This window comes from Spirosoma endbachense (assembly GCF_010233585.1).
Classification (GTDB): Bacteria; Bacteroidota; Bacteroidia; order Cytophagales; family Spirosomataceae; genus Spirosoma; species Spirosoma endbachense.
The window spans coordinates 5,868,954-5,890,524 of record NZ_CP045997.1 but is presented as its reverse complement, the minus strand read 5'-3'; the positions used below and the strand labels follow the sequence as shown (position 1 = coordinate 5,890,524).

Annotated in this window: 19 protein-coding genes and 1 pseudogene; 8 read left to right on the top strand and 12 right to left on the bottom strand. The window is 46.7% G+C overall.

Going from position 1 to position 21,571, the window contains the following annotated elements; translation table 11 throughout:
• Window positions 1-295: 295 nt before the first annotated feature.
• The 11 genes and pseudogenes from GJR95_RS23785 to GJR95_RS23740 all read right to left on the bottom strand — a co-directional run bounded on the left by GJR95_RS23785 (window position 296) and on the right by GJR95_RS23740 (window position 12,273).
• Window positions 296-523, bottom strand: a complete 228-nt coding sequence (locus tag GJR95_RS23785) for a transposase (protein WP_162388233.1) — start codon at window positions 521-523, stop codon at window positions 296-298.
• A 248-nt stretch (window positions 524-771) separates the two neighbouring features.
• Complete coding sequence (locus GJR95_RS23780; protein WP_162388232.1) at window positions 772-1,884, bottom strand: FAD-dependent monooxygenase; 1,113 nt, start codon at window positions 1,882-1,884, stop codon at window positions 772-774.
• Window positions 1,885-1,963: 79 nt separating this feature from the next.
• Window positions 1,964-2,803, bottom strand: a complete 840-nt coding sequence (locus tag GJR95_RS23775) for a helix-turn-helix domain-containing protein (RefSeq protein WP_162388231.1) — start codon at window positions 2,801-2,803, stop codon at window positions 1,964-1,966.
• Between the two features lie 244 nt (window positions 2,804-3,047).
• Window positions 3,048-5,453 carry an ABC transporter permease gene (locus GJR95_RS23770; protein ID WP_162388230.1) on the bottom strand — a complete coding sequence of 802 codons (2,406 nt, stop codon included), beginning with the start codon at window positions 5,451-5,453 and terminating at the stop codon, window positions 3,048-3,050.
• A 75-nt stretch (window positions 5,454-5,528) separates the two neighbouring features.
• Window positions 5,529-5,723, bottom strand: a pseudogene (locus GJR95_RS42870) (permease prefix domain 2-containing transporter); the annotation flags it as partial.
• Entirely contained in the window at window positions 5,711-6,049 is a 339-nt protein-coding gene (locus GJR95_RS23765) for a PadR family transcriptional regulator (protein WP_162388229.1), read from the bottom strand. The pseudogene GJR95_RS42870 and the gene GJR95_RS23765, both read right to left, overlap by 13 nt.
• Window positions 6,050-6,350: 301 nt before the next feature.
• The gene (locus GJR95_RS23760) at window positions 6,351-7,745 is read right to left on the bottom strand and encodes an amidohydrolase family protein (protein WP_162388228.1); all 1,395 of its coding nucleotides are present in this window, start codon (window positions 7,743-7,745) and stop codon (window positions 6,351-6,353) included.
• Between the two features lie 344 nt (window positions 7,746-8,089).
• On the bottom strand, window positions 8,090-9,277 hold the full coding sequence (locus GJR95_RS23755) for an FAD-dependent oxidoreductase (protein ID WP_162388227.1): 1,188 nt from the start codon (window positions 9,275-9,277) through the stop codon (window positions 8,090-8,092).
• A gap of 77 nt (window positions 9,278-9,354) precedes the next feature.
• Window positions 9,355-10,212 (bottom strand): AraC family transcriptional regulator, encoded by an 858-nt coding sequence (locus GJR95_RS23750; RefSeq protein ID WP_162388226.1) that lies wholly within the window; start codon window positions 10,210-10,212, stop codon window positions 9,355-9,357.
• A gap of 290 nt (window positions 10,213-10,502) precedes the next feature.
• A complete protein-coding gene (locus tag GJR95_RS23745; RefSeq protein ID WP_162388225.1) occupies window positions 10,503-11,243 on the bottom strand; it encodes a LytR/AlgR family response regulator transcription factor in 741 nt (246 codons plus the stop codon).
• Window positions 11,244-11,247: 4 nt separating this feature from the next.
• Window positions 11,248-12,273, bottom strand: a complete 1,026-nt coding sequence (locus GJR95_RS23740) for a sensor histidine kinase (protein ID WP_162388224.1) — start codon at window positions 12,271-12,273, stop codon at window positions 11,248-11,250.
• A gap of 192 nt (window positions 12,274-12,465) precedes the next feature.
• Here GJR95_RS23740 and GJR95_RS23735 point away from each other — a divergent pair, with 192 nt between their 5' ends.
• The 5 genes from GJR95_RS23735 (at window position 12,466) to GJR95_RS23715 (ending at window position 18,224) form a co-directional block, all read left to right on the top strand.
• A complete protein-coding gene (locus tag GJR95_RS23735; protein ID WP_162388223.1) occupies window positions 12,466-13,272 on the top strand; it encodes a hypothetical protein in 807 nt (268 codons plus the stop codon).
• A 38-nt stretch (window positions 13,273-13,310) separates the two neighbouring features.
• Entirely contained in the window at window positions 13,311-14,468 is a 1,158-nt protein-coding gene (locus GJR95_RS23730) for a DUF1624 domain-containing protein (protein ID WP_162388222.1), read from the top strand.
• A gap of 184 nt (window positions 14,469-14,652) precedes the next feature.
• Entirely contained in the window at window positions 14,653-15,255 is a 603-nt protein-coding gene (locus GJR95_RS23725; RefSeq protein ID WP_162388221.1) for a dihydrofolate reductase family protein, read from the top strand.
• A 271-nt stretch (window positions 15,256-15,526) separates the two neighbouring features.
• Window positions 15,527-16,360 (top strand): helix-turn-helix domain-containing protein, encoded by an 834-nt coding sequence (locus tag GJR95_RS42700; RefSeq protein ID WP_317167014.1) that lies wholly within the window; start codon window positions 15,527-15,529, stop codon window positions 16,358-16,360.
• A gap of 844 nt (window positions 16,361-17,204) precedes the next feature.
• Window positions 17,205-18,224 (top strand): sensor histidine kinase, encoded by a 1,020-nt coding sequence (locus tag GJR95_RS23715; RefSeq protein WP_162388219.1) that lies wholly within the window; start codon window positions 17,205-17,207, stop codon window positions 18,222-18,224.
• Between the two features lie 358 nt (window positions 18,225-18,582).
• Here GJR95_RS23715 and GJR95_RS23710 read toward each other — a convergent pair whose 3' ends face one another.
• On the bottom strand, window positions 18,583-19,149 hold the full coding sequence (locus GJR95_RS23710; protein ID WP_162388218.1) for a dihydrofolate reductase family protein: 567 nt from the start codon (window positions 19,147-19,149) through the stop codon (window positions 18,583-18,585).
• A 268-nt stretch (window positions 19,150-19,417) separates the two neighbouring features.
• On the opposite strand from GJR95_RS23710, the gene GJR95_RS23705 reads away from it, so the two are divergent.
• From GJR95_RS23705 to GJR95_RS23695, 3 genes are all read left to right on the top strand, one after another.
• On the top strand, window positions 19,418-19,696 hold the full coding sequence (locus tag GJR95_RS23705; RefSeq protein WP_162388217.1) for a transposase: 279 nt from the start codon (window positions 19,418-19,420) through the stop codon (window positions 19,694-19,696).
• A gap of 11 nt (window positions 19,697-19,707) precedes the next feature.
• Window positions 19,708-19,929: a hypothetical protein gene (locus GJR95_RS23700; protein WP_162388216.1), complete on the top strand. Its 222-nt coding sequence runs from the start codon at window positions 19,708-19,710 to the stop codon at window positions 19,927-19,929.
• A 202-nt stretch (window positions 19,930-20,131) separates the two neighbouring features.
• Window positions 20,132-20,800, top strand: coding sequence for a hypothetical protein (locus GJR95_RS23695; RefSeq protein ID WP_162388215.1), 669 nt, complete (start codon window positions 20,132-20,134; stop codon window positions 20,798-20,800).
• Window positions 20,801-21,571 lie beyond the last annotated feature (771 nt).

The window sequence follows — 21,571 nt, the reverse complement described above, 5'->3', positions numbered from 1 at the left end:
GGCGGCCCCCTCATGCTCTGCGCTACCGGTAAGTGCTTCAACTCATCCCCCAACTCGCAGCAAGCATACTAAATACCTCGGTACGACCGGGTCGCCGATGCGATGGAAGACCAACCGGCCATCTATCGCTCTGTTTTTGAAGGCCATCCGCCAAGCGGATACACTGATCTCCAACGCTTTCAAGCCTTCACTCATGGTCCCGCCAACCACTTTTCGATCTGCCAGATCCAGAATCACCGTCAGATATAATCACCCCTCTTTGGTGGCAATGTAACCGGGCCGCCGGGCGGTGATATCAGAAACTCATCGCTTCGGCACTCCGATTTTGACCAGGCTTGTCGGTCGTAAGCTCCCTGTTTAGCAGAGTCTTAGCCATTGGATAATCCTGAGTCGAGTCGGTCTTCTGCACCCGATACTTTTTGTAGACAATGCTACGAATACCTGTTTTTCGTATGAGTCTGGCAATACGGTTGCGCGAGGCCTTCATGCCCTGCTCGCGAAGTACGTTGGCAATCCGAGCCATCGTGGCTCGGGACTACCGTAGCGGCCTTGGCTCTGGGTATGCACACGCCGGATATGGCTCACCAACTATTGCTGGTTTCGTTGGCGAGTGCCGACTGGATGCTTACGCCAATAATAGTAGTCACTACTACGCAGGTAGGGGATTTGTTAACGATTTGTCCTGACCGCCTACAGCAATCTGTAAGCCGGGCACCGTTTCGTTGGTAGTATTCTCGGTTAATAGAGACTATTTATCCCAATGAAGAACGTCTAAAAAGGGGCTGTTTGCCCGTTACTTTTCCGAATAGCTTCTTCGGTTCTGGGAAGAAAAACTGTTCTCAAATTTTGCTCGGCTTCTGCCTGCACACTTTCGATAAACGGACGATAGTTTTTGTTATAATCCTGAAAGGCTAATTCAACGTTTCCATGGTGTTTTTGCAACGCATCGGCTAAGGCTGCCGCTCCGCTCATCGCCAGTGAGCCTCCCATACCCGCAGCCGGAGACGCACAATAGGCGGCATCGCCCACTAAGGCCACTCGGCCTTTTGTCCAGGACGGCATTTTGATTTGATAGAATTCAACGAAGTAAAAATTATCCGACTGCTGCATTTCCTCCAACAACTCAGTAGTTCGCCAGCTTTGCCCGGTAAACTGATCCAGAATCAGCTGTCTTTGCTGCTCTTTGTTGCGGTAATCATAAGGAATTTCGATGTCTGAGACAAAACTGAAAATAATATCCGTCTTATTGTTATATGCATTTAGCGTAACCGACTTGCCCGGCACTTTGTACATCTGCATTGTGCTTTGTTTGATCAGTAGTTTGGGCAAAATGGTAAGTGAGCCATAGGCATTCAAAAAATGAGCGTATTTATCTTCGTCACCAAACCAAAGCTTTCTCACACCCGAGTGGACCCCATCGCAACCCAGCACTAAATGAAAAGAGAGTTGTGGGCTATTTTTAAAATTCACGGTCACACCCTTTTCGTTCTCGAAAAGTGCTGCAATGCTGTCGTTAAACCGAAAGGTAACGTCGTTTTTCAACTTCCTGTACAGAATACCAATAAAGGCATCCCGTTCGATCTCTATTTCGTCAGAGGCTCCTTCCTCCATCTGTATCGAGCCTTCCGTACCATCGGCAGCATTTTTAAACTCTAACCGATCAACGTGTAAGCGGTGTTTTGTCAATTGGTCAAACAGGCCCATGCGTTTCACTACGTCTATCGTATCACCCTTTAATTCGACGGCTGCCCCATTGACACGGGGTTCACTGGCTAGTTCAACAACCGTTACAGTATAACCGATATTATTCATCCACCAGGCGGTGCAAAGCCCAGCTATACTTGCCCCCGAAATGAGCACTTTTTTCCCTTTTATTAACTCCATTGTGTTTGCGATTTTTTGCTGGCACAAAGGAACTTGGCCTAATTGGGGCAGGAAATAGCCAGAAACGGTAAGTATTGGACTAATCGCGGTTTTTGGCTCGAAAAGCTAAAGCCGTCATGCCCGTGGCTTTAGTAAAGAGTCGCGAAAAATACGGGTAATCGTCATACCCTAATTCAGCGGCAATTTCTTTTACCGATTGATCAGAATGATAGAGCAACCGGCTGGCCTCCAGTATAATGCGTTGCTGAATGTGAAATGAAACGGAATGGCCGGTCGTGCCTTTTACGCACTCATTCAGATAAGCGGTCGATAAGTTAAGTTTCCGGGCATATTCTGCCGGGCGTTTGATCGTTGTATAATTATGTTCCAACAGGCCCCTGAATGCTTTGGTTACCAGCTCAAACCGTGAAAATTTTTCGGGCGATTTCGTTTGGTCTAAATAGGTTGATAGAATCAAGGCAACCAGGGTGTTGCAAGCATCTTTCAGTAATGAGTGGTAAAGTCTGTTGCTTCTCCGTTCAGACAATTTCAGGCAAAGTGATGTGGTTTCGGTTATGAGGGCGAATGTTTCTGGTGCTAATTCGACCGGTTTTGTGGGAACAAGGTCTTCCAATAATTTCAGATACTCAGGGTTCAGGTTTTCATCGGTAATCGCCAAACTGACGACGGTTACTTTGTCAAATGAGGTTGTCCGGTGTACCTGATCCGGATGAATGTAGATGACCGACGAGGAATTTATCGTGTACTGTTGAAAATCAATGTCAATGTGAACGGTTCCTGTTTCGAGCAGATGAAATGTATGACTGTTGTGCCGATGCGATTGTCGATCTCCTTCAACCGTGTTTACGTTATCCTGCGGAGGTAAATGCTGGAAGGCTATTTTTTCAATGGCAATGCCTGCATCCAGATTGTCAGTCATAGTATTGACAGGTATGGATTTTATTTTTTTAGCCACTGGTTTAAGTCTCTTTATGGAGCAATTTCATAAACTTTAACTTGATTCGGATTAAAGGCCTGGCTCTTTCTGGATAAGCCATCACTTTGACTGTTTCGATTGGCTATCGTCCCTGAATAATAATACCCATTGGCCAACCCTAGCCTCGAACGGTTGAAGTCATATAGCGCTTTACACCTTCAATCTACCCTTATGAATCCATCAAATTCTATTCGCTCCGTAAGGATTTCACTGGGTTCATCTGAGCCGCTTTCAGGCTCTGAAAACTTACCGTCAACAGCACAACGACTGCTGTTGCCAGCAAAGACAGCAGAAACATGAGTGGACTCAAGCTAATCTTATACGCAAAGTTGTTCAACCAGTCCGTCATCACCCACCACCCTACCGGAGCAGCCAGCAGAAAAGCAATACCGATCAGTCGCACAAACTCCCGGCTAAACAACCACAGAATACTGCCCACACTGGCCCCCAGAACTTTGCGCACCCCGATCTCCTTCTTTCGTTGCACCACCATAAACAAAACTAATCCGTATAAGCCCATACCACCGATGAATAAGGCAATCCCGGCAAAACAATTGATCAGCCTACCCATGGTCTGCTCTTGTTGATAAGCCGTCTGAAGCTGCTGTTCTACAAACTCCGGTTCGAAAAAACTATCGGGATAGACCTGGTTGTAGACCCGTTCTAGCTGACTCAGTGCCTGCGTGTAGTTGGTCGAACTTAGTTGAATATTGGCCGAGTAGAAGCCAGTGGCTAACGTAGTCATAAACAGCGGTTTGATCCCCTGTTTGAGGTCCAACTGGTTGTAATCGGTTAACACCCCGACAATTTCCAGGGGAGCAAACCCTTGTTTGTGCAAATACTTTCCCAACACCTCCGTCGGTCGGTTGAAACCCAGCCGATGCAGGAACGTCTCATTGATGAGTGCTTCACGGGCTGTGTCGGAAGCTTGCAGGTTGCGTCCTGCTACCAATTTCAGTCCATACATGCCCACATAAGTAGTATCAATCCAGGTCTGTTGGGGCGCATACGGCTCTATCTGGGGACGAGTGTTGAAACGGACCCTGGTTTGACTGGTGGAGCCTGACTGGGGAGGTCCTCCCATGGAGTAGCTCAACTGGCCGACATCAGGCAAGGCGGTAGCCAGATTACGGAACGTGCTCATTTTACGGATGTCCTGCATCGGCGTATTGGGCAGACCTACCGTCAGGATAGCCGTCTTTCGAAAGCCCAGATCTTTGTTCTGAACGTAGCTGAGTTGATTAGCCACCACGATCAATCCGATGAGCAGTAGCTGCGAAATAGCGAATTGGGTTGTCACGAGTCCACGCCTGAGGGAAAACCCGCCTACCTGCTGGGTAGTCAGCCGTCCGGCTAAGGCAACGACGGGTCGGAACCCCGCTACCACAAGGGCTGGATATAGGCCGGCTAGCAAGATAACGGTTAACACCAGCAGGATTACCCACCCGATAACCGAAGGTGAAAAGTAAAAAGTAAACCGGAACGGGCCATGCAGATAGGTTTGAACCAACGTTTGCCCATACTGAAATACGCCAGTCGCCAGGATCAGGGCCAGGAGGACAATGAGTGTCGTTTCGCCCATGAATTGCCAGAACAGCTGGGTTTTAGTACTGCCCAATACCTTCCGAACGCCTACTTCCCTAGCCCGATTGAGCGCCTGTGCCGTAGCCAGGTTCACAAAATTGATACTAGCCGTACCAATCAGTAATAGGCCGATCAACACCAGCGACAATAACAACCCACGGCTTACCCCACCATACTCGGCCGATAAGTGCATGGTGCTGAAGGGTATGACTGGGTAGGATGTTTCTTTGATTTGTTTGGGATTGTACTTTTTGACAAAAGACAGAAGCTGCCGATTCCAGTCCCGAACGGAGAAGTGGTCATTGAATAGGGCAAAACAGTGGGTGCTCCCATTGGTGTTGTCAAAGGGTTGGTCTTCCGGACGTGTGCCGAGCTGCTCTTTAAGCGATCCCCAGGAGACCATGATCGAGTAAGCCAGATCGGTATCATCCCGGTAGTCGGCGAACACCCCTACAATGCGGGCGGGAATGTGAGCATCCAGCCGGACGATCCGGCCCACAACTCCAGTTGTTGTACCAAAGCATTTGCGAGCCATCTCAGCGCTCATCACGACCGTACCTGGTTGGCTGAGGTCATCAGGCCCCCCGGCCAGCCAGCTATAATCGAAGATGCGGAAATACGCCGGCTCAACAAATGCGCCCTTATCGTTTTTATCCTTGATTTTCTTATCGGCTTCATTCGGGACAGGTACCGCTACCAGGGGTGCGTACCACTCATCCAGCATCGCCACCTGGGCAATACCAGGATAATCGGTACGAATCGCCTGCCCCAATGGGTAGGGAATACCCTGAATATTGAAATCACCGGTAGGCGACGAAAAGCGGGAGGTAAATTGATAGATTCGGTTAAAATGTTGATGGTGATGGTCCGTTTGGTAGTGATAACGAACCAAGGCAAAAATGAGTAGTGCACAGCCCATCCCCAGGGCTAGCCCCGTTACGTTAATGAACGCGTAAGCCTGGTTCTTGCGTAGATTACGCCAGGCAATGAGAAGATAGTTTCGGATCATTGTGGGTTGAAAAGATAAGGTAGTCTTTGAATCGTGTTGCGAATGGTAGTCTATTTTGCCAGTTTTGGCTAAGGTAAAGGGACGAATTAGCCGTATAACTCCCAACCCGTACAGCCAACGGGCCCTTGATATACCTTGAGTCTTCACCCAGTAGTCGTACATCTCCAGCAAATCGCCTTGTAGTTCGTCGTCTAATCCGGGCGGGCTGAAACGGCTCAGCAACCAGGTGGCCCAGCGTGGCGGCCCCGCGCCGTTAGTTAAACCCCCCATAGCTGTAAAATTGGAGATGAAATCTGCTCCCATAATTGAGCCCGTAGGTGCCGACACTCGATCAATGCCCGTTGTCCAGCCAGGGTGACGGTAAACAGCCGTTTTGGGCGTCCGCCCCGCTCGGCGGTGGCTCCGCCCATCTGAGAAACGACAAAGCCTTTTTCTTCCAAGCGTTGTAAGGTGGTGTGTACGGAGGGAAAGCTGATGCTACGGCCCATTTGCTGGTCAATGGTTTGGGTAACCGAAGCACAGTAAGCTGACTCCTGTAGGGCAGCTACTGTGAGCAAGACGACTTCTTCCAACTCACCTAAAAATACTCGTCTCATAAGGATCTGGTTGCGGATTTTATTAATATAGACTTTGTCGTACAAATACTTGACCAAACTGCCAAATAGGGCTTATCTGACTTGATAAAGCTATTTATAGTACGCGACGGATGATTATTTGTCCATTTTTGGACACTTCCCGTTCAGAAATGGACAGTCGATAAGTGTCTTGCCAAACGCTCTATTTAAGAAATATATGCATGAACTCGCCCTCGCCCTCGTCTCAGGTAGTAGGGTCTGGTGCGATTATTCAGCTAATTGTTTGGAATGATGCGACGAAGCTACTTAAATGGGCAATGCTTTATTTACCCATTAGCCGCTTCCAATCGTATTGGCCTTTCGAGTCAAGATTACGTTTCGCCAGCTCAGCTAGCATCGCCTTTAGTTTAGCCCCAGTCAACCACTGTCCATTGACAAATACACCCGAAATTTTTCGTGTATTCGTTATGGCGTCGAGCGGATTGGCATCCAGTAAAACCAGGTCAGCCAATTTCCCCACTTCGATTGTGCCCACTTCGTTATCTATCCCCAGCCAACTAGCCGGTAAACGGGTAGCGGAAGCTAAAACTTCTTCGGGTGCCAATCCGGCCTTTTCCAGCAATTCCAACTCATCATGCAGCGAAAATCCGCCCACTACACCCGAAACGCCAGCGTCTGTACCGGCCACTATCGGCACACCGGCTTCCTTAAACGCACGCACCAGGTGAAATTGAAAGTTGATCAGTTTTTCGAAATAGGCGACTCGTTCTAGACTCGTATTCTTATTGTAATTGTTGGCTGTCAACCATTTGCTCCGTAACAGGGGATGCACATAGCGCAGAGTAGGTAACGATTTTAGTCCATCAAGAGAACGGGCTTGATCGGCAATCTGAACGATTGCCGTTAACGTCGGGCATAACCAGGTTCCGTTTTCTTTGGCCAGCTGAGCAAATCGCCTGGCTTCCTGATCCGTAAAGTCTTTGGCGTGTTTGGAAAATTCCTCAGCATGGGCAACCATGCCGAAATGGGGTACAAAAGCTTGTTCTAATTTCCCCTGAAAGGCATCCGGGATATGCCCAATCGTCTTTAATCCCAGTTTAGTGGCTTCATCGATAATGGCTATATACGTTTCGGCACTGAGTTGGGAATAGAGTTTAATAAATTCATAGCCTTCCTGTTTGGCATCACGAACGGCCTGACGGCCCTGCTCTGACGTATTGGTTAAACGTCCAGTCCCGGTACCTCCATTCAGGAGCGCTGCTAATGCCATCCGTGGGCCTAAGGCATAGCCCTTCTGAATTTCCCTTCGTTGGCAAAACGATTCCATGCTAGCATTCAGGTTAAGTAAGGTGGTTACCCCATTGGCCAGATAGGGTGTCATGATATCCTGCGTACTGAAGGTAATGCTAGCTGGCCCAGTGGGCATTCCAGGCTTGAGGGAAAAATCAGTGGGCGGATGAACGTGCATATCGATTAGTCCGGGAATAAGCCATTTGTTTTTTCCGTCAATGACGGTCGCATCGTTGGGAACGGCCCCGTTGATCGATTCAATGTGCCCATTTTTGATGACAACTGTTGCCTGATAGACCCCGTTATTAGGTGAGGTCATAGCAATGACATTCACGTCTTTAATGATGAAGGCTTTTTTTGAGCTGGTCTGAGCCTGCATCCTGGGCGAGGCTAAAACAAACAGGAGGAAGGAAATCAGTTGTTTCATAATGAGCTCCATGATTAAACAAGATCGCTGCTAGACTGAATCAGCTAAATTCAGCCCTGTCATCGATGGGGTAGACCCACTGGCTGTAAAGGTAGAGACTACTAAACACGGGAATCTTTTTAATTGGTAAACGAACGAGTACTTATGTAGAAAGTGGGAGTTACGGTACTCCTCTGATTTAGCGTCTCTCGAAACGTTCACCACAAGAAGCGGACACATATAACCTTATCCATCTCATAATTGAGCGTTTTTATAAGACGAAGACGATGTAACCAAAATTACATCGTCATGCTGAGGCATAACTAATTTCAGCTGAGATCATGACTACTCCATTCGTTAATCCTTTAAGATCCTTTTTGATTGTACTGCTGTACGAGTTCTTTAACGGAAGCCGCAGAGGGAGAAGCAAATTCATTGATCCCTTCCAGGGCTTCTGCCAACAGAATAACAGCCCTAGCCCGCATTTGGCCTTCATAAGCAGCAATAGCCGTTTGTAAATCCGTGAATTTCCTACTGGTCAGGCACTCACTTAAATCCAACGCATCCAGCATGGCCGTATTGACGCCCTCACCGGATGGGGGCATTAAATGAGCCGCATCGCCTATCAGTGTGATAATTGATTGAGTAGCCCAGGGTTGATCTAACGGAAAATAGGTTAAAGGCCGAGGCACGAAGTAGTTACAAGCTTTAAACAGAGTATAAAATACCGGATTCCAGCCTTCGTAAAAATTAACTAAATACCCATACACGTCGTCTGGGCTCGTAAAATCAATGCCACTGGTTTTAATCCAGTCTTCGGCGTATAGTGATGACGCATAAAACGTAAGTCCCCCGTCACCTCTGGGTTGTGCCGCAATCGATTTCCCGACGCCAATTGCCATCAGATTGCCTCTGTCAATTAACTCATCCATCTCAGGGCAATCCTTTTCAGGATGATCGATTTCACCCTGGATGATCGTGACACCCGAATACAGGGCTTTACTGTCGGTTACATAAGGACGGATCTTTGACCGATAGCCATCGGCCCCAATGACAAGATCGGCCACTGCGGTTGTGCCATTTTTAAATGTGAGGTGCCACTCAGTAGCCATCTCCTCCAGGCTCGTCAATTGACGATCCCAAATCACAGTACCCGGTAAAAGAACGTTTAATAGCACATTCCGAAGTGTCCCCCGGTCAATCTCTGGCCTGAAGTGTATATTATCAAAATCGGCAGCGGTACCTTGACTCGGTTCATCCACACAAATGTTGGCCTGCTGATCAAGCGTACGGTACTTATCAGCCCCTGACATATAATTGGCTTTAAAAGCATCCAGCAAACCGGCCGCTTTAATTACTTTCAAGCCTGAGTCAACGTGCAGATCAACGATAGCACCTTGTATGCGTGTTTCTTGGCTATAATCCCGTTCATATACGGTTACATCAGCCCCTTTACGTTGTAAAAGTAGGGCGAGTGTTAATCCACCGGGGCCACCACCAACAATGGCTATCCGTTTGTTTTCTAGTAAATTTAATCCTTTCTGCGTGTCCATTTGTATATCCGTTTAGTGGATACAAAGGAACAGACTTTCGTACCGGTACACCAGATCGATACAGGGTAAGTATAGGACTAATCGAGGTTTTTACTCCGAAATGTAAGGGGTGTCACGCCCGCACTTTTGCTAAAGAGCCTGACAAAATAAGAATAATCCTCATAGCCCAGATCAGCGGCTATCTCTTTTACCGATTTGTCAGAATGATGAAGCAGCCGCTTTGCCTCTAATACGATACGCTGCTGGATGTGATACGAAACCGAATGACCCGTAGTCGTTTTGACACATTCATTCAAATACGGAGTCGATATATTAAGGCGTTCAGCGTAGCTGGCCGGACTTTTGGTTGTTGTAAACTGCCGTTCCAGCTCGGATTTGAACGCTTTGGTAATCAGGTCAAATCGGGTGTAGTTGTAGGCTGGTTTTGCTTGGGCCAGATACTGCGAGGCCACTAAGGCGACTAACAAATTGCAGCTTTCTTTCAATAGCTGGTAGTAAAGTTTCTCGTGCTTTCGTTCAGAAAGTTGGATACAAAGCGAAGCGGTTTGGGAAAGAATGGCTAGCGCTTCTGTTTGCAGCGGCAAGGGATTGACGGGTGAGAGCTCTTCTAATATGTGCAGGTATTCCGGTAGGAGATTTTCGTTGGAGATAATCCAACTGCTAATCGTAGCCTTGTTAAACTCGACCACCCGATGTACTTGATTGGGATGCATGTAGAAAACCGCTGGAGCTTCTACTTGATAGAGTTGAAAGTCAATTTCGATATGTGTAACTCCTTTTTCCTGAAGGAAAAAGGAATGGCCACCGTCGCGGTGCGCTCGGGCTACTTCCTTAAAATCGGATGAATCATCAAACGATGCTTTAGCAATGATTATTCCTTCGCCAATTCCATCAGGCAACTTGATAACCGGGATATCGTTGTTTTTTTTTGACATCGTTTTGAGCCACAAAGGTAACTCTAGTCGCCTTATTGGCTCGTCTGTTCGTTTATAAGTTCATTTGACTTTGCCATCACTCCTTACGACCCGCTCGTTAAACACCCGTGGTGGCAAGGTTGGGTTGCCGCACCACCGCTGTTGCGGTACCGTTCGAATTACTTGGTACGCCATAGTTGCCAGTTAAGAAGTAATATATGCTTTCTCGTCTCACATATCTTTGGTTTCTTACCAACATTAAACCCTAAAGGGCGGCCTGGCACTTGGGTGGATGTATTAGCAAACAATTGCTACTTGGAGTTGGGCTTAAAGGCTGGCAAGCTTAGGTGTCCGGTCTGGATCTTTCGGAAAAAGGCACCTTTATATAATCGGCCCAGCGGAAGTGTTTGGTTAACTAGATGAACCTGCTCAGCGTTGTAACTGATTAGTTTATCCCACGCAATAATAAACGATTTGTGCACCCGAATGAACTTATCGCCAGGGAGTTTCTGCTCCATATACCCTAATTTTTCTGACGCTACGTACGACTTTCCGTTCGTGTGCACCTTTATGTAGTCAGCCAACCCCTCAATAAAAATGATGTCCTTAAGGAAAATTTTTGTTTGATCCCGTCCAACCTTAAAAAACATATACATCTCCTCAAAGCGGCTGGGAATTTGGGCATGTACCTCAGGAATGTTTTGATACTGCATGTACTTTGAAACGGCTCTCATGAATCGCTCCTGGGTAATCGGTTTAACTAAATAATCTAAAGCATCCAGGTCAAAGGCAGTGGCTGCGTACTCCCTGTAGGCAGTCGTTAAAATGATCTTGGGGCTGGTCTTTAACGATCGTATCAACTCAAGACCTGATAGTTTGGGCATCTGAATATCCAGGAAGGCCAGGTCAACCGGGTTGGTCTGCAGAAACGTGAACGCATCGACTGCATTGTCTAAAGAGGCTAAGACGGTAAACCCATTCAGGGTTGACAGATGCTGAATGAGTAGTGCCCTGGCTGGTGCTTCATCATCAACGATTAAGCAGTTCGTCATTTTTCTAAGTTTTAATCGTCAAACTAATCAGGTACGAATGAAGCTCGTCAATAATCGTTAGATCATGAGCATCCGGATAGAGTAATAACAATCTTTTTTTTACGTTTGACAGGCCAATCCCTCCAGTAGCGGATACAGGGATTGGACCTTGTTCGTCCTTACTGTTGGCAATCTTAACCGAAAATTTGCCCTCCAGCCTGGAGATATCAATACGAATCCAGCTAAATCCTGGCGAGCTAGCCACGCCATGTTTAAAGCTGTTCTCCACCAAAGGCAATAAGAGCAAAGGAGCGATCTGGAGATCATGGATGGAGGTATACCTATTAATCGAGACATCCAGTTTGGGGCCAAATCTGTTTTTTTGAAGTTCGATATAATGTTCGATATAAGAAATCTCAGTTGCTAAGGGCACCATCGCTTGAGTTGATGCATATAAATTATACTCCAGAAAACCCGACAGATGAGCAATCAGCGATGCCGTTTCCGGACTGCTTTTCAAGGCCGTAGCATACATATTATTTAACGTATTGAACATAAAATGTGGCTGGACCTGTGCTTTCAGAAGGTCCAGTTCTGCCGTTGTTTTCTGCTGCACCAACTGGTGTACCCGAAAGCGTTCCTCATACCAGGATCGTATAAAATAATACAAAGCATATAAGCCGGTTATCGTGTATAGGTTAACAAGCTCGACCAGCATTTTTCCAGCCGAAAGAAAAGGCATATGCTGGGCTTGCGGAAAGTACCTTGGATAAAGATGATAATAATTGATGTACCGCCTGACTAGAAGCAAAAAAAGCGAGCAGAGAATCAGATACACCCAGACTGTTACCTTGCTGGTTTCCGCCAGTCGCTTCTTGATCAAGTAATGAACGGCCAGCCAGGAAAAGAGGAAAGCGACCGGCAAGGCCATGCACGCATTGATAAAGTAGCTGTGATAATCCCCATACAGAGATGCCAGACCTAGCCACTGATAGAAGAAATACAGCATCCAGAAAACGGCATTAAACGCAACTTCTCTCGTTAGTTTCATGATCCGGCCATTCCAGGCTAAGGTAAGCGTTTTGACTGTCGGTGAGTTACTCTGGTAACCGATTTTCGATCAACAACCATTTTTTTCGGTAAACGGTGAATACCGATAAATTGGGTTGTGTACAGACAATTAGTCTGGGCTTAACTACTTGTCTCTACTTTTGAGCTTCCATCCATTAGCACCCCGAACACCATGAAACTGCTGGTACGGATTGGCCGGGCTTTCTATGCGGTCGCTCTTTTTGTGTATGGTTGTCAACAGGTTTATTTTGGGACCTTCCGAGATGTATTTTTTTCGGTCTATCAGCAGCACCTCCCTTTCCTGAATGTGTTCGCTTCCATCTTCGGACTCTATCTGATCATCACCGGCGCTTTACTAGTTGTATCCGGTGCGGGGAAAAAAGCAGCTCTACTGCTGGGTGCGATCTGGCTGTCGCTGTTCCTGGGAACCCATATGACCTACGAACTCATCTCAGAACCCAATAAATTGTATCACTTAGGCTTGTGGACGACTCCCCTGAAGGAGCTGGCCCTGGCTGGAGGGGCCTTTGTGGTGGCCTACTCGTTTGAGACGCCATTAACCGGTAAGCTGGCGGTTTTAGAAAAAATCATGCCCTATGGCAATTTGTTTTTCCTCTATACCATGACCAGTTATGGGATCTCCCACATTATTTATGCAGAGTTTCTGGTCAATACAGTGCCCAAATGGATCGCAAATCACCTTTTTTGGGTAAATCTGACGGGAATAGCCTTAACCGCTTCCGGCATAACCATTATACTGGGAATCCGGATCCGGATCATCGCGCTGTTACTCTCGCTGATGATCTTTTTGTGGTTTTGGCTGGTCCATGTCCCCAGCGCACTGTCGAACCCTGCCACAGATCGAGGAAATCTGTTGGCCAGTGCGTTTGATGCGCTGGCGTACAGCGGGGTGGCATTACTGATCGGTCTCACCATGAAGCAGCAGAAATGGGTAGAAGATATCGAATGTTGGCGATGATTCTCCAAAGCGGAACGATTAGAGAAATACCAGGAAGCATGAAAAGAAACAACGGTATTGATGTTATGCGCGGTCTGGTCATGATCATTATGGCCTTGGACCACGTTCGGGATCTGTTGCATATAACCTCGTTATCACAATCTCCCACGAACCTGACCACCACCACACCGGTGTTATTTTTTACCCGATGGGTCACATATTTATGTGCACCAACTTTTGTATTTCTTGCTGGTACATCCGCTTTTCTGTCCATGAGCGCTAAAAATGATCTGCCCGCTACCAGGCGTTTCCTGCTGTCAAGGGGCATCTGGTTGGTAGGGTTAGAGTTCAGTCTGGTCAATTTCGGTATGTGGTTCGACCCACATTTCGATGTCCTGATCGTTGAGGTGATTGCCGCTATTGGGGTTGGATTTCTGATCCTCAGCGCGTTGCTAAAATTACCTCCCCGAACAATCGGGTTTATCGGCGGTATGATCGTCGCGCTTCATGAGTTGGTCAGCTTGCTTCCTGTTCCAGACAACTTGCTGTTAAAAGTACTGCTGTCACTTTTCTCACCCATGGCTTTCCCGTATGCTACCAGGAAACTATTTTTTGTCGCCTATCCGCCTATCCCCTGGCTCGGCATTATGCTGATCGGCTATGGTGCGGGCCATTTTTTTGCGTCAACCGAAAAAAACCAACGACGGATCTTTCTGAGGATAGGATTAGTATCGCTAGGCTTATTTATTGCGTTAAGAGTAGCTAACCTATATGGTGATCCGGTTAACTGGTCTCCACAAAAGAATCTGCTTTACACGTTTCTCTCATTTATCAACGTGACCAAATATCCCCCATCGCTGCAGTTCTGTCTACTTTTTCTGGGGATCATGTTTCTGATTCTTTCGCTGGTACAAGGCCTGAAAAACAACTGGACGGATCGGGTGGGTGTATATGGAAAAACCCCACTGTTCTATTTCCTGGTGCACTGGTATTTGATCCACCCGCTTGTTTTTGTGATGGTCTTCCTGCAAGGATTCAACTGGTCTGATCTGGTATTCGGTACTAATTTCGGCCGACCAAAGACGGGCAGCGGAGTGGAGTTATGGGCTATTTATTTGATTTGGGTCTTCATCGTCATGGTGATGTACCCGCTTTGCAGATGGTATGGAATCTATAAGGAACGTCATAAAGAGCAGAAGTGGCTTCGCTATATCTGAGCAAAAACGCAATCGTTTATAAATAATCAACGTATTAACAATCCTAAACAGACCCTGATCCATTGCACCCCTTTTCTCTTATTTGATGGCAATTGTGTCCAGGCGATGACCTTTTATCAGCAGTGTCTGGGTGGGGTGGAACACCAGAATTATTCACAAAAAGGGTAATTAACTCTAACAAACTATGTCCAAACTTATTGCAGTCATGTCCATGTCGCTGGACGGCTATGTCGCCGACAAGCAGGATGGCGTAGCCGAAGTGTTTGATTGGTATACCTCGGGCGAGGTGGAAATTGCGGCTGGCGGAGCAGATGCCATGACATTTCACCTATCTCCTCCCAGTGCCCAGCATTACAAAAGTCTTGTTCATGAACTTGGCGCTGTACTAACCGGTAGACGAACCTTCGAGGTTGCCCAGGGATGGGGTGGCAATCATGGGTGGGGTCCAGCCTTCGTACTGACGCATTCGATTCCTGCTGGCTGGCCACAGCCTAACTCGAATGTACACTTCGTTACCGATGGTCTGGAATCGGCCGTCAAGCAAGCGAAAGCTGCGGCTGCTGGCAAGGCCGTTGGCGTTCATGGTGCGGATACCATTCAACAGTGCCTAAACGCGGGTTTACTGGATGAACTACAGATCGACATTGCTGCCGTTCTTCTGGGTTCTGGCATACGGCTCTTCGACCAGCTGGCTAACACCCCGTCTGTGCTTGGCAATCCAACAGTCATCGCTGGCATAGGCGTCACTCACCTGCGTTATCCTGTATTAAAGGGGAATCCAGTATAGGGGTTTCGCTTTACTACTGGCGTACTGTTTTGATCCCATAAAAGTGAGCCAGTGAAAAGTAAGGTAAAAAACATAAATTTCACTGGCTCACTTTTATGGGATCAAAACAGACGACCAGGTTACTTTAACTAAATCCAGGTTTATCTAAAGGAACTCCCCTCATTTTCCCTACTTGTTTGGAGTTGCTGGTCCATACAATTAACTCATATTGTCTTGACAAATAGAGCTTTACTTAGCATCTTAGTGGAGAACTTCAATCCGCACAAACCAGGTGAACTCTCAAAGCTTTATTCCTTCGCTGCCTTTACGGCCATATGTGGAAGAGTATACCTTCCTACAATCATCTATAAATTTTCCATTCATACAGAGCCTGCCCCCTGGAGGACGCTCCGGCATCCTATTTAACTTAGGCTCTGAATGTCAGATAGGGTTTTCCAAGTCGACACAAATAGTGCCTACTATTGCCCTTGGTGGACAATTAACTCAAACATTGCATATAACGCATCAAGCTGGCTGCCAACTCCTGTTGATCACGTTCCGTACAAACGGGCTATACCAATTATTTGGTGCACCAATGAGTGAATTTGTCAACCAATTGCTTGATGTTGAATTAATTTTCCCACCATTACTTCGTCAACAATGGCGGGAAATGCTGGATCAGCTTAGGGAAATCGATTCGATTCAGGAACGCATTCGCCTGATCGAAAAGCAATTACTGGTATATGTGAATCGGGCACCGATCATTCACAACAATTGGGTAAAGGAAGCGAGCACTTGGCTAGCCCAGCCTGGTAATGGACGCATCCAGAAACTATCGACGGAAATTCGAATTAGTCCACGGCAACTCAGTCGGGAATTCAGTCGGCAAGTAGGTATTACCCCCAAAAGTTTTGTACAGGTTATGCGATTTCGAAATATATTTAGAGCGGTCCATAGCCAGAAAACTTGCTCCTGGTCAGATTTGGTCCACCTGGGTGGCTGGTATGATCAGGCGCATTTTTGCAACGATATCTATGAGATTACGGGCTTAACTCCTTCTGCTTTTTTTGCCCAACACTCGGCAACGGCAGGTTTATTAATGAATAATCACGACATCATTAGGTAAAGAGCCGTTTATACTGCTCTGCCTAGAAAGCGATCTCATCCTGAACGGTGCGAACCTTGACCAGGACTACTTGCTCTTTGTCGAGTTCAAGTAGGTGCACTATTACCCTCTTACTATAGGTGATCATGTGCTGGCGACTTTGCTCGATCTAGTGAAGTTTGCTCATTAGCTCCTATTTCACCCACGAAGTCGTCAATATCAACACCTGTTGTTAGAATTAGCCAGGGCCTACAAAACAGAAGGGGTATCTCAACAAACGCCCCCATTTTATCTACCGACCAGTACAGACTGACTGACTGACTGGGTTACGTTGACAAGGAATAGTATTGAGCATCATTGACACTCTCCCTAAAGGAGTGTTTCCAGGTCTAGGCCCGTCACGGGCTGAATGTACGACCGATTCCTCGCTGGAATGACATGCTGACAAGGCCAGGGGCACGATCAGGCCAATGCTTGCGGGTAATTCGCCATGGTATCCAGGGCATACAACCAACCTACCGGGTCTTTATGTAGTAACGTATGGGATTCAAGTGAGCGAGCGGTCGTTAAATGGCCGATTTTTCCAATACTCGTTCGTTGGCAGTCGGTAAGTTTGTCTACTGAATCACAACAATCCACACTGATTCATCTAACGAAACTGCTTCCAGTAAAATCATCTGGATTCGGCTGTAAAATTGACGCAAGAAAGCACTGTTTCGAAAAGCAGTGACAAGAGCAACAAGTAAAAAAAAGTCATTTGGTGAGTAGTAAGCTGAAAATAGCCAAAACACGCAATCACTCACTTATTCCAAGCTTGTAGAACTAGTTTGTCTATGTCTCCGCAAACCTAGTATTTCAAAGAACCATGAAACATCTGTTCGCTCTACCACTTTTTATGCTTAGCAGCCTGGTCATGGCTCAGAATAACTATGTTGCTAAGTCAGCGAATGCCAGTTTGCTTGGAACAGACTATCAATTAGTAGCCACGGGTGCTACTATAAGTGGCCCACTAACGGCGGGAGGCAATTCCTATATAGACCCCACCTCTACCCGTACTTCGACTGAAATCAAGCGGATGGTGTATCAATACGAAACCGAAAAGAGAGAAGTCCCACTAAAACTGCTTCAGCAACAAGTAAAATTTACTCAGCAGGAAGCCGAACGCTCACCATTTCGCACCAATGTACTGCTCATTGGTGCTGCTCTATTGCTGTTGCTGGGCGGGTCTCTTAGCGCCTGGCTGTTGAATCAATCCAAACTGCATCGAGTAGGGGAAGCTCAAAAACTGCGCAAACAGATCGCTCATGATTTACACGATGACGTGGGCAGTACGTTGAGCAGTATCTCCATGCTCAGCGGCTACACCAACATCTTACTGAGCCAGAACCAGCCCGAATCCGCTCAGAAGATGGTCCAGAAGATCTATACCGATGCCCGTCAGATTCTTGAATCCATTGATGAGATCATCTGGACGATTAATCCCGATAACGATACGTTACACCGCATCGCCCTACGCTTGCAGGAGTACGCCCAGCCCTTGATGGAGTCAAAAAACATTACGTTTTCGTTTCAGATGGATGCTGGCTTGGAAGAGGCTCCAATCTCCATGGAAGTACGTCGAAATCTTTATCTAATCAGCAAAGAAGCGATTAACAACCTGATCAAATACTCCCAGGCGACACAGGCAACCATTTGTTTTGAGAAGAAAGACGGGCAGCTTCAGGTCCTAATTGAAGATAATGGTCGAGGATTTGTAGTTGATGGCCCCAGTCAGCGTAATGGGCAGGCCAACATGAGACAGCGAGCTGTGTCCCTAGGTGGAACATTAGCCATAGAGTCAATAACAGGACAAGGAACCCGTTTACAGTTGATTATGAACCCATGAAGGTATAATCGATAGCGCTGAGTATGGGATTGGCTTGTACATTAACAGACTTAATCGCCTTGTGCTAGCTGGCTATTAAAAAAAGCCTGATCGCTTATATACCCTATCTTCATATACTGAGATCGTTAAGATTTCACCTGACGCTTTGCCACCTGGATTATATCTAATTCACTCTCTCTTTAATCGCCAGCGACGGCTGCCCGGCCATTTGAGAAGCATACTTATGAAAATTCCTTCGTCTCGCTAAGTAGCGTTTTCGTGAGATAGCTGTTGACATTGACAGCCCCATCGATTCTCACCAAACCCTTTTACTGATAATATCAGAAGATAGCCTGAGCTCATGAGCTTTTCTAGCTTATCATCGTGCCGTGTAATGCAAAGTCACTACCCCCGACCCGAGCGTTTTTGATTCCAGTAATTTCAATGTACGCATTTGTGTATTGCTGTCGAAAAGACTGATACCTTCCCCGAGTATGACCGGATGCAGCGTTAATTTATAGTCATCGATCAGTCCCAGATTCATCAGACTCTTAGCCAGGCCAGGGCTGCCAAATATCACAAGATCTTTGCCTGGTTGCTGTTTAAGTTTGTTTACCTTTTCCACTACATTGCCGTTGATCAGCGTCGTATTATTCCAATCTGCACTAGGTAGTGTTGTCGAAAAAACGACTTTTGGAATCTGTTGCACCCATCGTGCATGGTCAAGAGAATGTTTATCAGCATTTGGATCGTCCAAAACGGTGGGCCAGTAACTTGCCATTAATCGATACGTATTCTTACCGTAGACAGGAGCGCCTACCGTTTTTACTAGATCTTGTGCGAATTGTTGAAGCTCCTCATTGTAGGACAAAAAACCGAGGTCGCCGTTAATGTCTCCGGCAAAACCATCCAGGGAAATATGAGCAAACAAAACTAACTTTCTCATGTAGCTTACAGTTTGTGCAAAATTAAATCAGGCCAGGTACGTTCATGAAGGCCAATCGCGACAATACGAGGGCGTTTTGCGACCATCTTCACCTGACCCAAACGAAGGTTAGACTGTTGAGTAGGAGGGAAGAGATGACATTTTTTGACCATACTCATTTAGCAAAGACCATGTACACAACTTCACAAACTTATTCAAGGTCAAAAAATACCCGTGGCTGTTGCACAACGCAACTTGTTAGTCTTGAGTCAGTTGCCTATATTTAGCTATGGTCGGCAAACGGCAACTCTCCCCGGCATCAGGTACACTTTCCCTGCTCGGTAAGGTTGTACCAACCACTAATTTTTACCGCCAGTTGAAGCAAAGTCTTGATCTGACGTTTCTCTATGAGCTGGTTGCTCCCTGTTCCGGCAAGTGCGGCCACCAGTCGATTGACCCCGTGCTGTTTTTTAAGCTGATGTTGGTCGCGCATCTGGAAAATCTTTCCTCGGATCGAGCCCTGATTCGCCATTACCAACTGCGGCCGTCGCGGTTGGGAGTTTATTGAACTACTTTGGGATGCGTCGCTCTAATGCCCGTGGTCAATCGGCGGCCCACAAACGGATGTTGCTGGCGGCTATGGCCTACACTCTAAAGAAATGGTTCGTGAAAAAAGATTGGCCCAAAGCCGTTACCCAGGTACTGGTTCTGCATCCAGAGATCCTTTTTATGTCTTTTAAGCTGGGAATATCACAGTGGGTTGTGCAACAGCCACGGACGTTTTACAATACGGTAAATTAAAGCGATTCATCCAGAAACTAATAGGGTAAAGTGCCAGATCAAGGGTGACTAGCACAAGAAGCCGGGCATTTTCTTGCTCCTCACGCGCACTCCCTCCATTAATTAAAAATAGCAAATACCCTCTATAGGGTATTGATTCTTCATTGGCCAGCTTGCCATTTTTGCCTTAACCAATCCCGGCAAATTGATCCTCAAACAAGCTGTGACACTTCTCCATTTACCTTTCCTGCTGCTGATTGCAGTGGCCACCCCTCTGGCTAGTCTGGCCCAACCGCCTATCTCACGAGGTGAACAACTCTTAGCCATCAGCTATGACGAAGCCTATCGCCGGGCTAGATCAGCTCTTCAGGCTGAAGGCTATGTCAACCTACGGGAAGGCGGAGCCCATATCATTGCCTTTAAGCAAGAGCATAGCGCTGTGATTATGTGCAATGTAGCGCCAGAAGGGAAAGTGTGGATTAACGTGGTAGTCGCTAGCTATAGTAATGATGCAGGCATACCAGGAGGTGAGCGGGTGAGATTGCTGGATCGGATGGGGCGGGCCGCTTCGGTTACATCTCAGTCAGAGGGGTGTGGTTTGGGTAGCGTATGGGCGGGCACCGAATCCGGTTACGATTTAACCTGGACCAGGCGAGGCAATAGTGCTATTTTTGATGTCAGTGGCTTTATTAATGGCAACAATTTTTCAGCGGAACAAACCATTGAAATCGTTGGAAATAAAGTCAATATCAATCGATACAAGGCAATTGATGGAAACACCTGTCGGTTTGAAGGACTTATTCAAAGCAACGGAAAGAACGTGCGGGGTACCTATACCTGTGACAAGTATAAACCAACAGGCGATTGGAAAGCTGTAATCAACTGTAACTGAGTGGCAATCGTAGTGCCTCTTCCAACGGGTCGGACATTATCGCTAGGCACAATAAGTTGTCATCTGCCCTGAAAATTTGTCAGTTGGGTGTACTTATATTAGCCAAAGTATGAAAGCTTTAGGCTTAATACGTATGTATTCTTTATCTTGACAAACCCTCCCAAATGAGACGAAGGAGCTTTTATGTGATGCATCAGTATTCGGGCGGTTTATGAATCATACATAAACCCGTAAAACACAAAAGGCACGTACTCCATGTTAATGCCTTTTGTGTTTGAACTACACTACATGGGCCTTTATTCGTTGCGTAAACTTTTCACTAGGTTGACCAACGCAGCTTTGATACTTTGGACGCTGATCGTCAGCAGGGCAATTACAACCACCAATACACCCGTTTAGGTAATCCTTTACGAAAAGGCCTGTTTTAAGAAACAGTTGGAAATTCACAAGACAGCCTTTCTTATCTAAACGATTTATGTACAATCTCACAAAATGCTCCTACCTGAGACGAATGAACATTCATGTATCTGCTTTTCAAATGAGGCATTTACTGAAACGGTGTTTAGCCTGAAGGTTCGTACGTTGACTAACATTGAAGGCAAATACACGACTCCGACTGGCTTTATTCGTGCCATAGGCAGATAGGCAAACTTCAGCCAGTAACCACTTTTGCTCTCATTTCCGCCGACTTTAAAGTTAAACCCTCCGCCCATATAGTGGGCCTTAGGACACCCTTAGGCTGGTTGTAGCTTTGAGTCATCAATCGAAACA

Excerpts from the sequence above, each read along its gene's own strand:
- GJR95_RS23755 (WP_162388227.1), bottom strand. The coding sequence starts at position 9,277 with ATGGACACGCAGAAAGGATTAAATTTACTAGAAAACAAACGGATAGCC.
- GJR95_RS23700 (WP_162388216.1), top strand. The coding sequence starts at position 19,708 with ATGCGTCGCTCTAATGCCCGTGGTCAATCGGCGGCCCACAAACGGATG.
- GJR95_RS23710 (WP_162388218.1), bottom strand. The coding sequence starts at position 19,149 with ATGAGAAAGTTAGTTTTGTTTGCTCATATTTCCCTGGATGGTTTTGCC.
- GJR95_RS23735 (WP_162388223.1), top strand. The coding sequence starts at position 12,466 with ATGAAACTGCTGGTACGGATTGGCCGGGCTTTCTATGCGGTCGCTCTT.
- GJR95_RS23765 (WP_162388229.1), bottom strand. The coding sequence starts at position 6,049 with ATGAGACGAGTATTTTTAGGTGAGTTGGAAGAAGTCGTCTTGCTCACA.
- GJR95_RS23760 (WP_162388228.1), bottom strand. The coding sequence starts at position 7,745 with ATGAAACAACTGATTTCCTTCCTCCTGTTTGTTTTAGCCTCGCCCAGG.
- GJR95_RS23725 (WP_162388221.1), top strand. The coding sequence starts at position 14,653 with ATGTCCAAACTTATTGCAGTCATGTCCATGTCGCTGGACGGCTATGTC.
- GJR95_RS23780 (WP_162388232.1), bottom strand. The coding sequence starts at position 1,884 with ATGGAGTTAATAAAAGGGAAAAAAGTGCTCATTTCGGGGGCAAGTATA.
- GJR95_RS23775 (WP_162388231.1), bottom strand. The coding sequence starts at position 2,803 with ATGACTGACAATCTGGATGCAGGCATTGCCATTGAAAAAATAGCCTTC.
- GJR95_RS23745 (WP_162388225.1), bottom strand. The coding sequence starts at position 11,243 with ATGACGAACTGCTTAATCGTTGATGATGAAGCACCAGCCAGGGCACTA.
- GJR95_RS23740 (WP_162388224.1), bottom strand. The coding sequence starts at position 12,273 with ATGAAACTAACGAGAGAAGTTGCGTTTAATGCCGTTTTCTGGATGCTG.
- GJR95_RS23770 (WP_162388230.1), bottom strand. The coding sequence starts at position 5,453 with ATGATCCGAAACTATCTTCTCATTGCCTGGCGTAATCTACGCAAGAAC.
- GJR95_RS23730 (WP_162388222.1), top strand. The coding sequence starts at position 13,311 with ATGAAAAGAAACAACGGTATTGATGTTATGCGCGGTCTGGTCATGATC.
- GJR95_RS23785 (WP_162388233.1), bottom strand. The coding sequence starts at position 523 with ATGGCTCGGATTGCCAACGTACTTCGCGAGCAGGGCATGAAGGCCTCG.
- GJR95_RS23750 (WP_162388226.1), bottom strand. The coding sequence starts at position 10,212 with ATGTCAAAAAAAAACAACGATATCCCGGTTATCAAGTTGCCTGATGGA.
- GJR95_RS23705 (WP_162388217.1), top strand. The coding sequence starts at position 19,418 with ATGGTCGGCAAACGGCAACTCTCCCCGGCATCAGGTACACTTTCCCTG.
- GJR95_RS23715 (WP_162388219.1), top strand. The coding sequence starts at position 17,205 with ATGAAACATCTGTTCGCTCTACCACTTTTTATGCTTAGCAGCCTGGTC.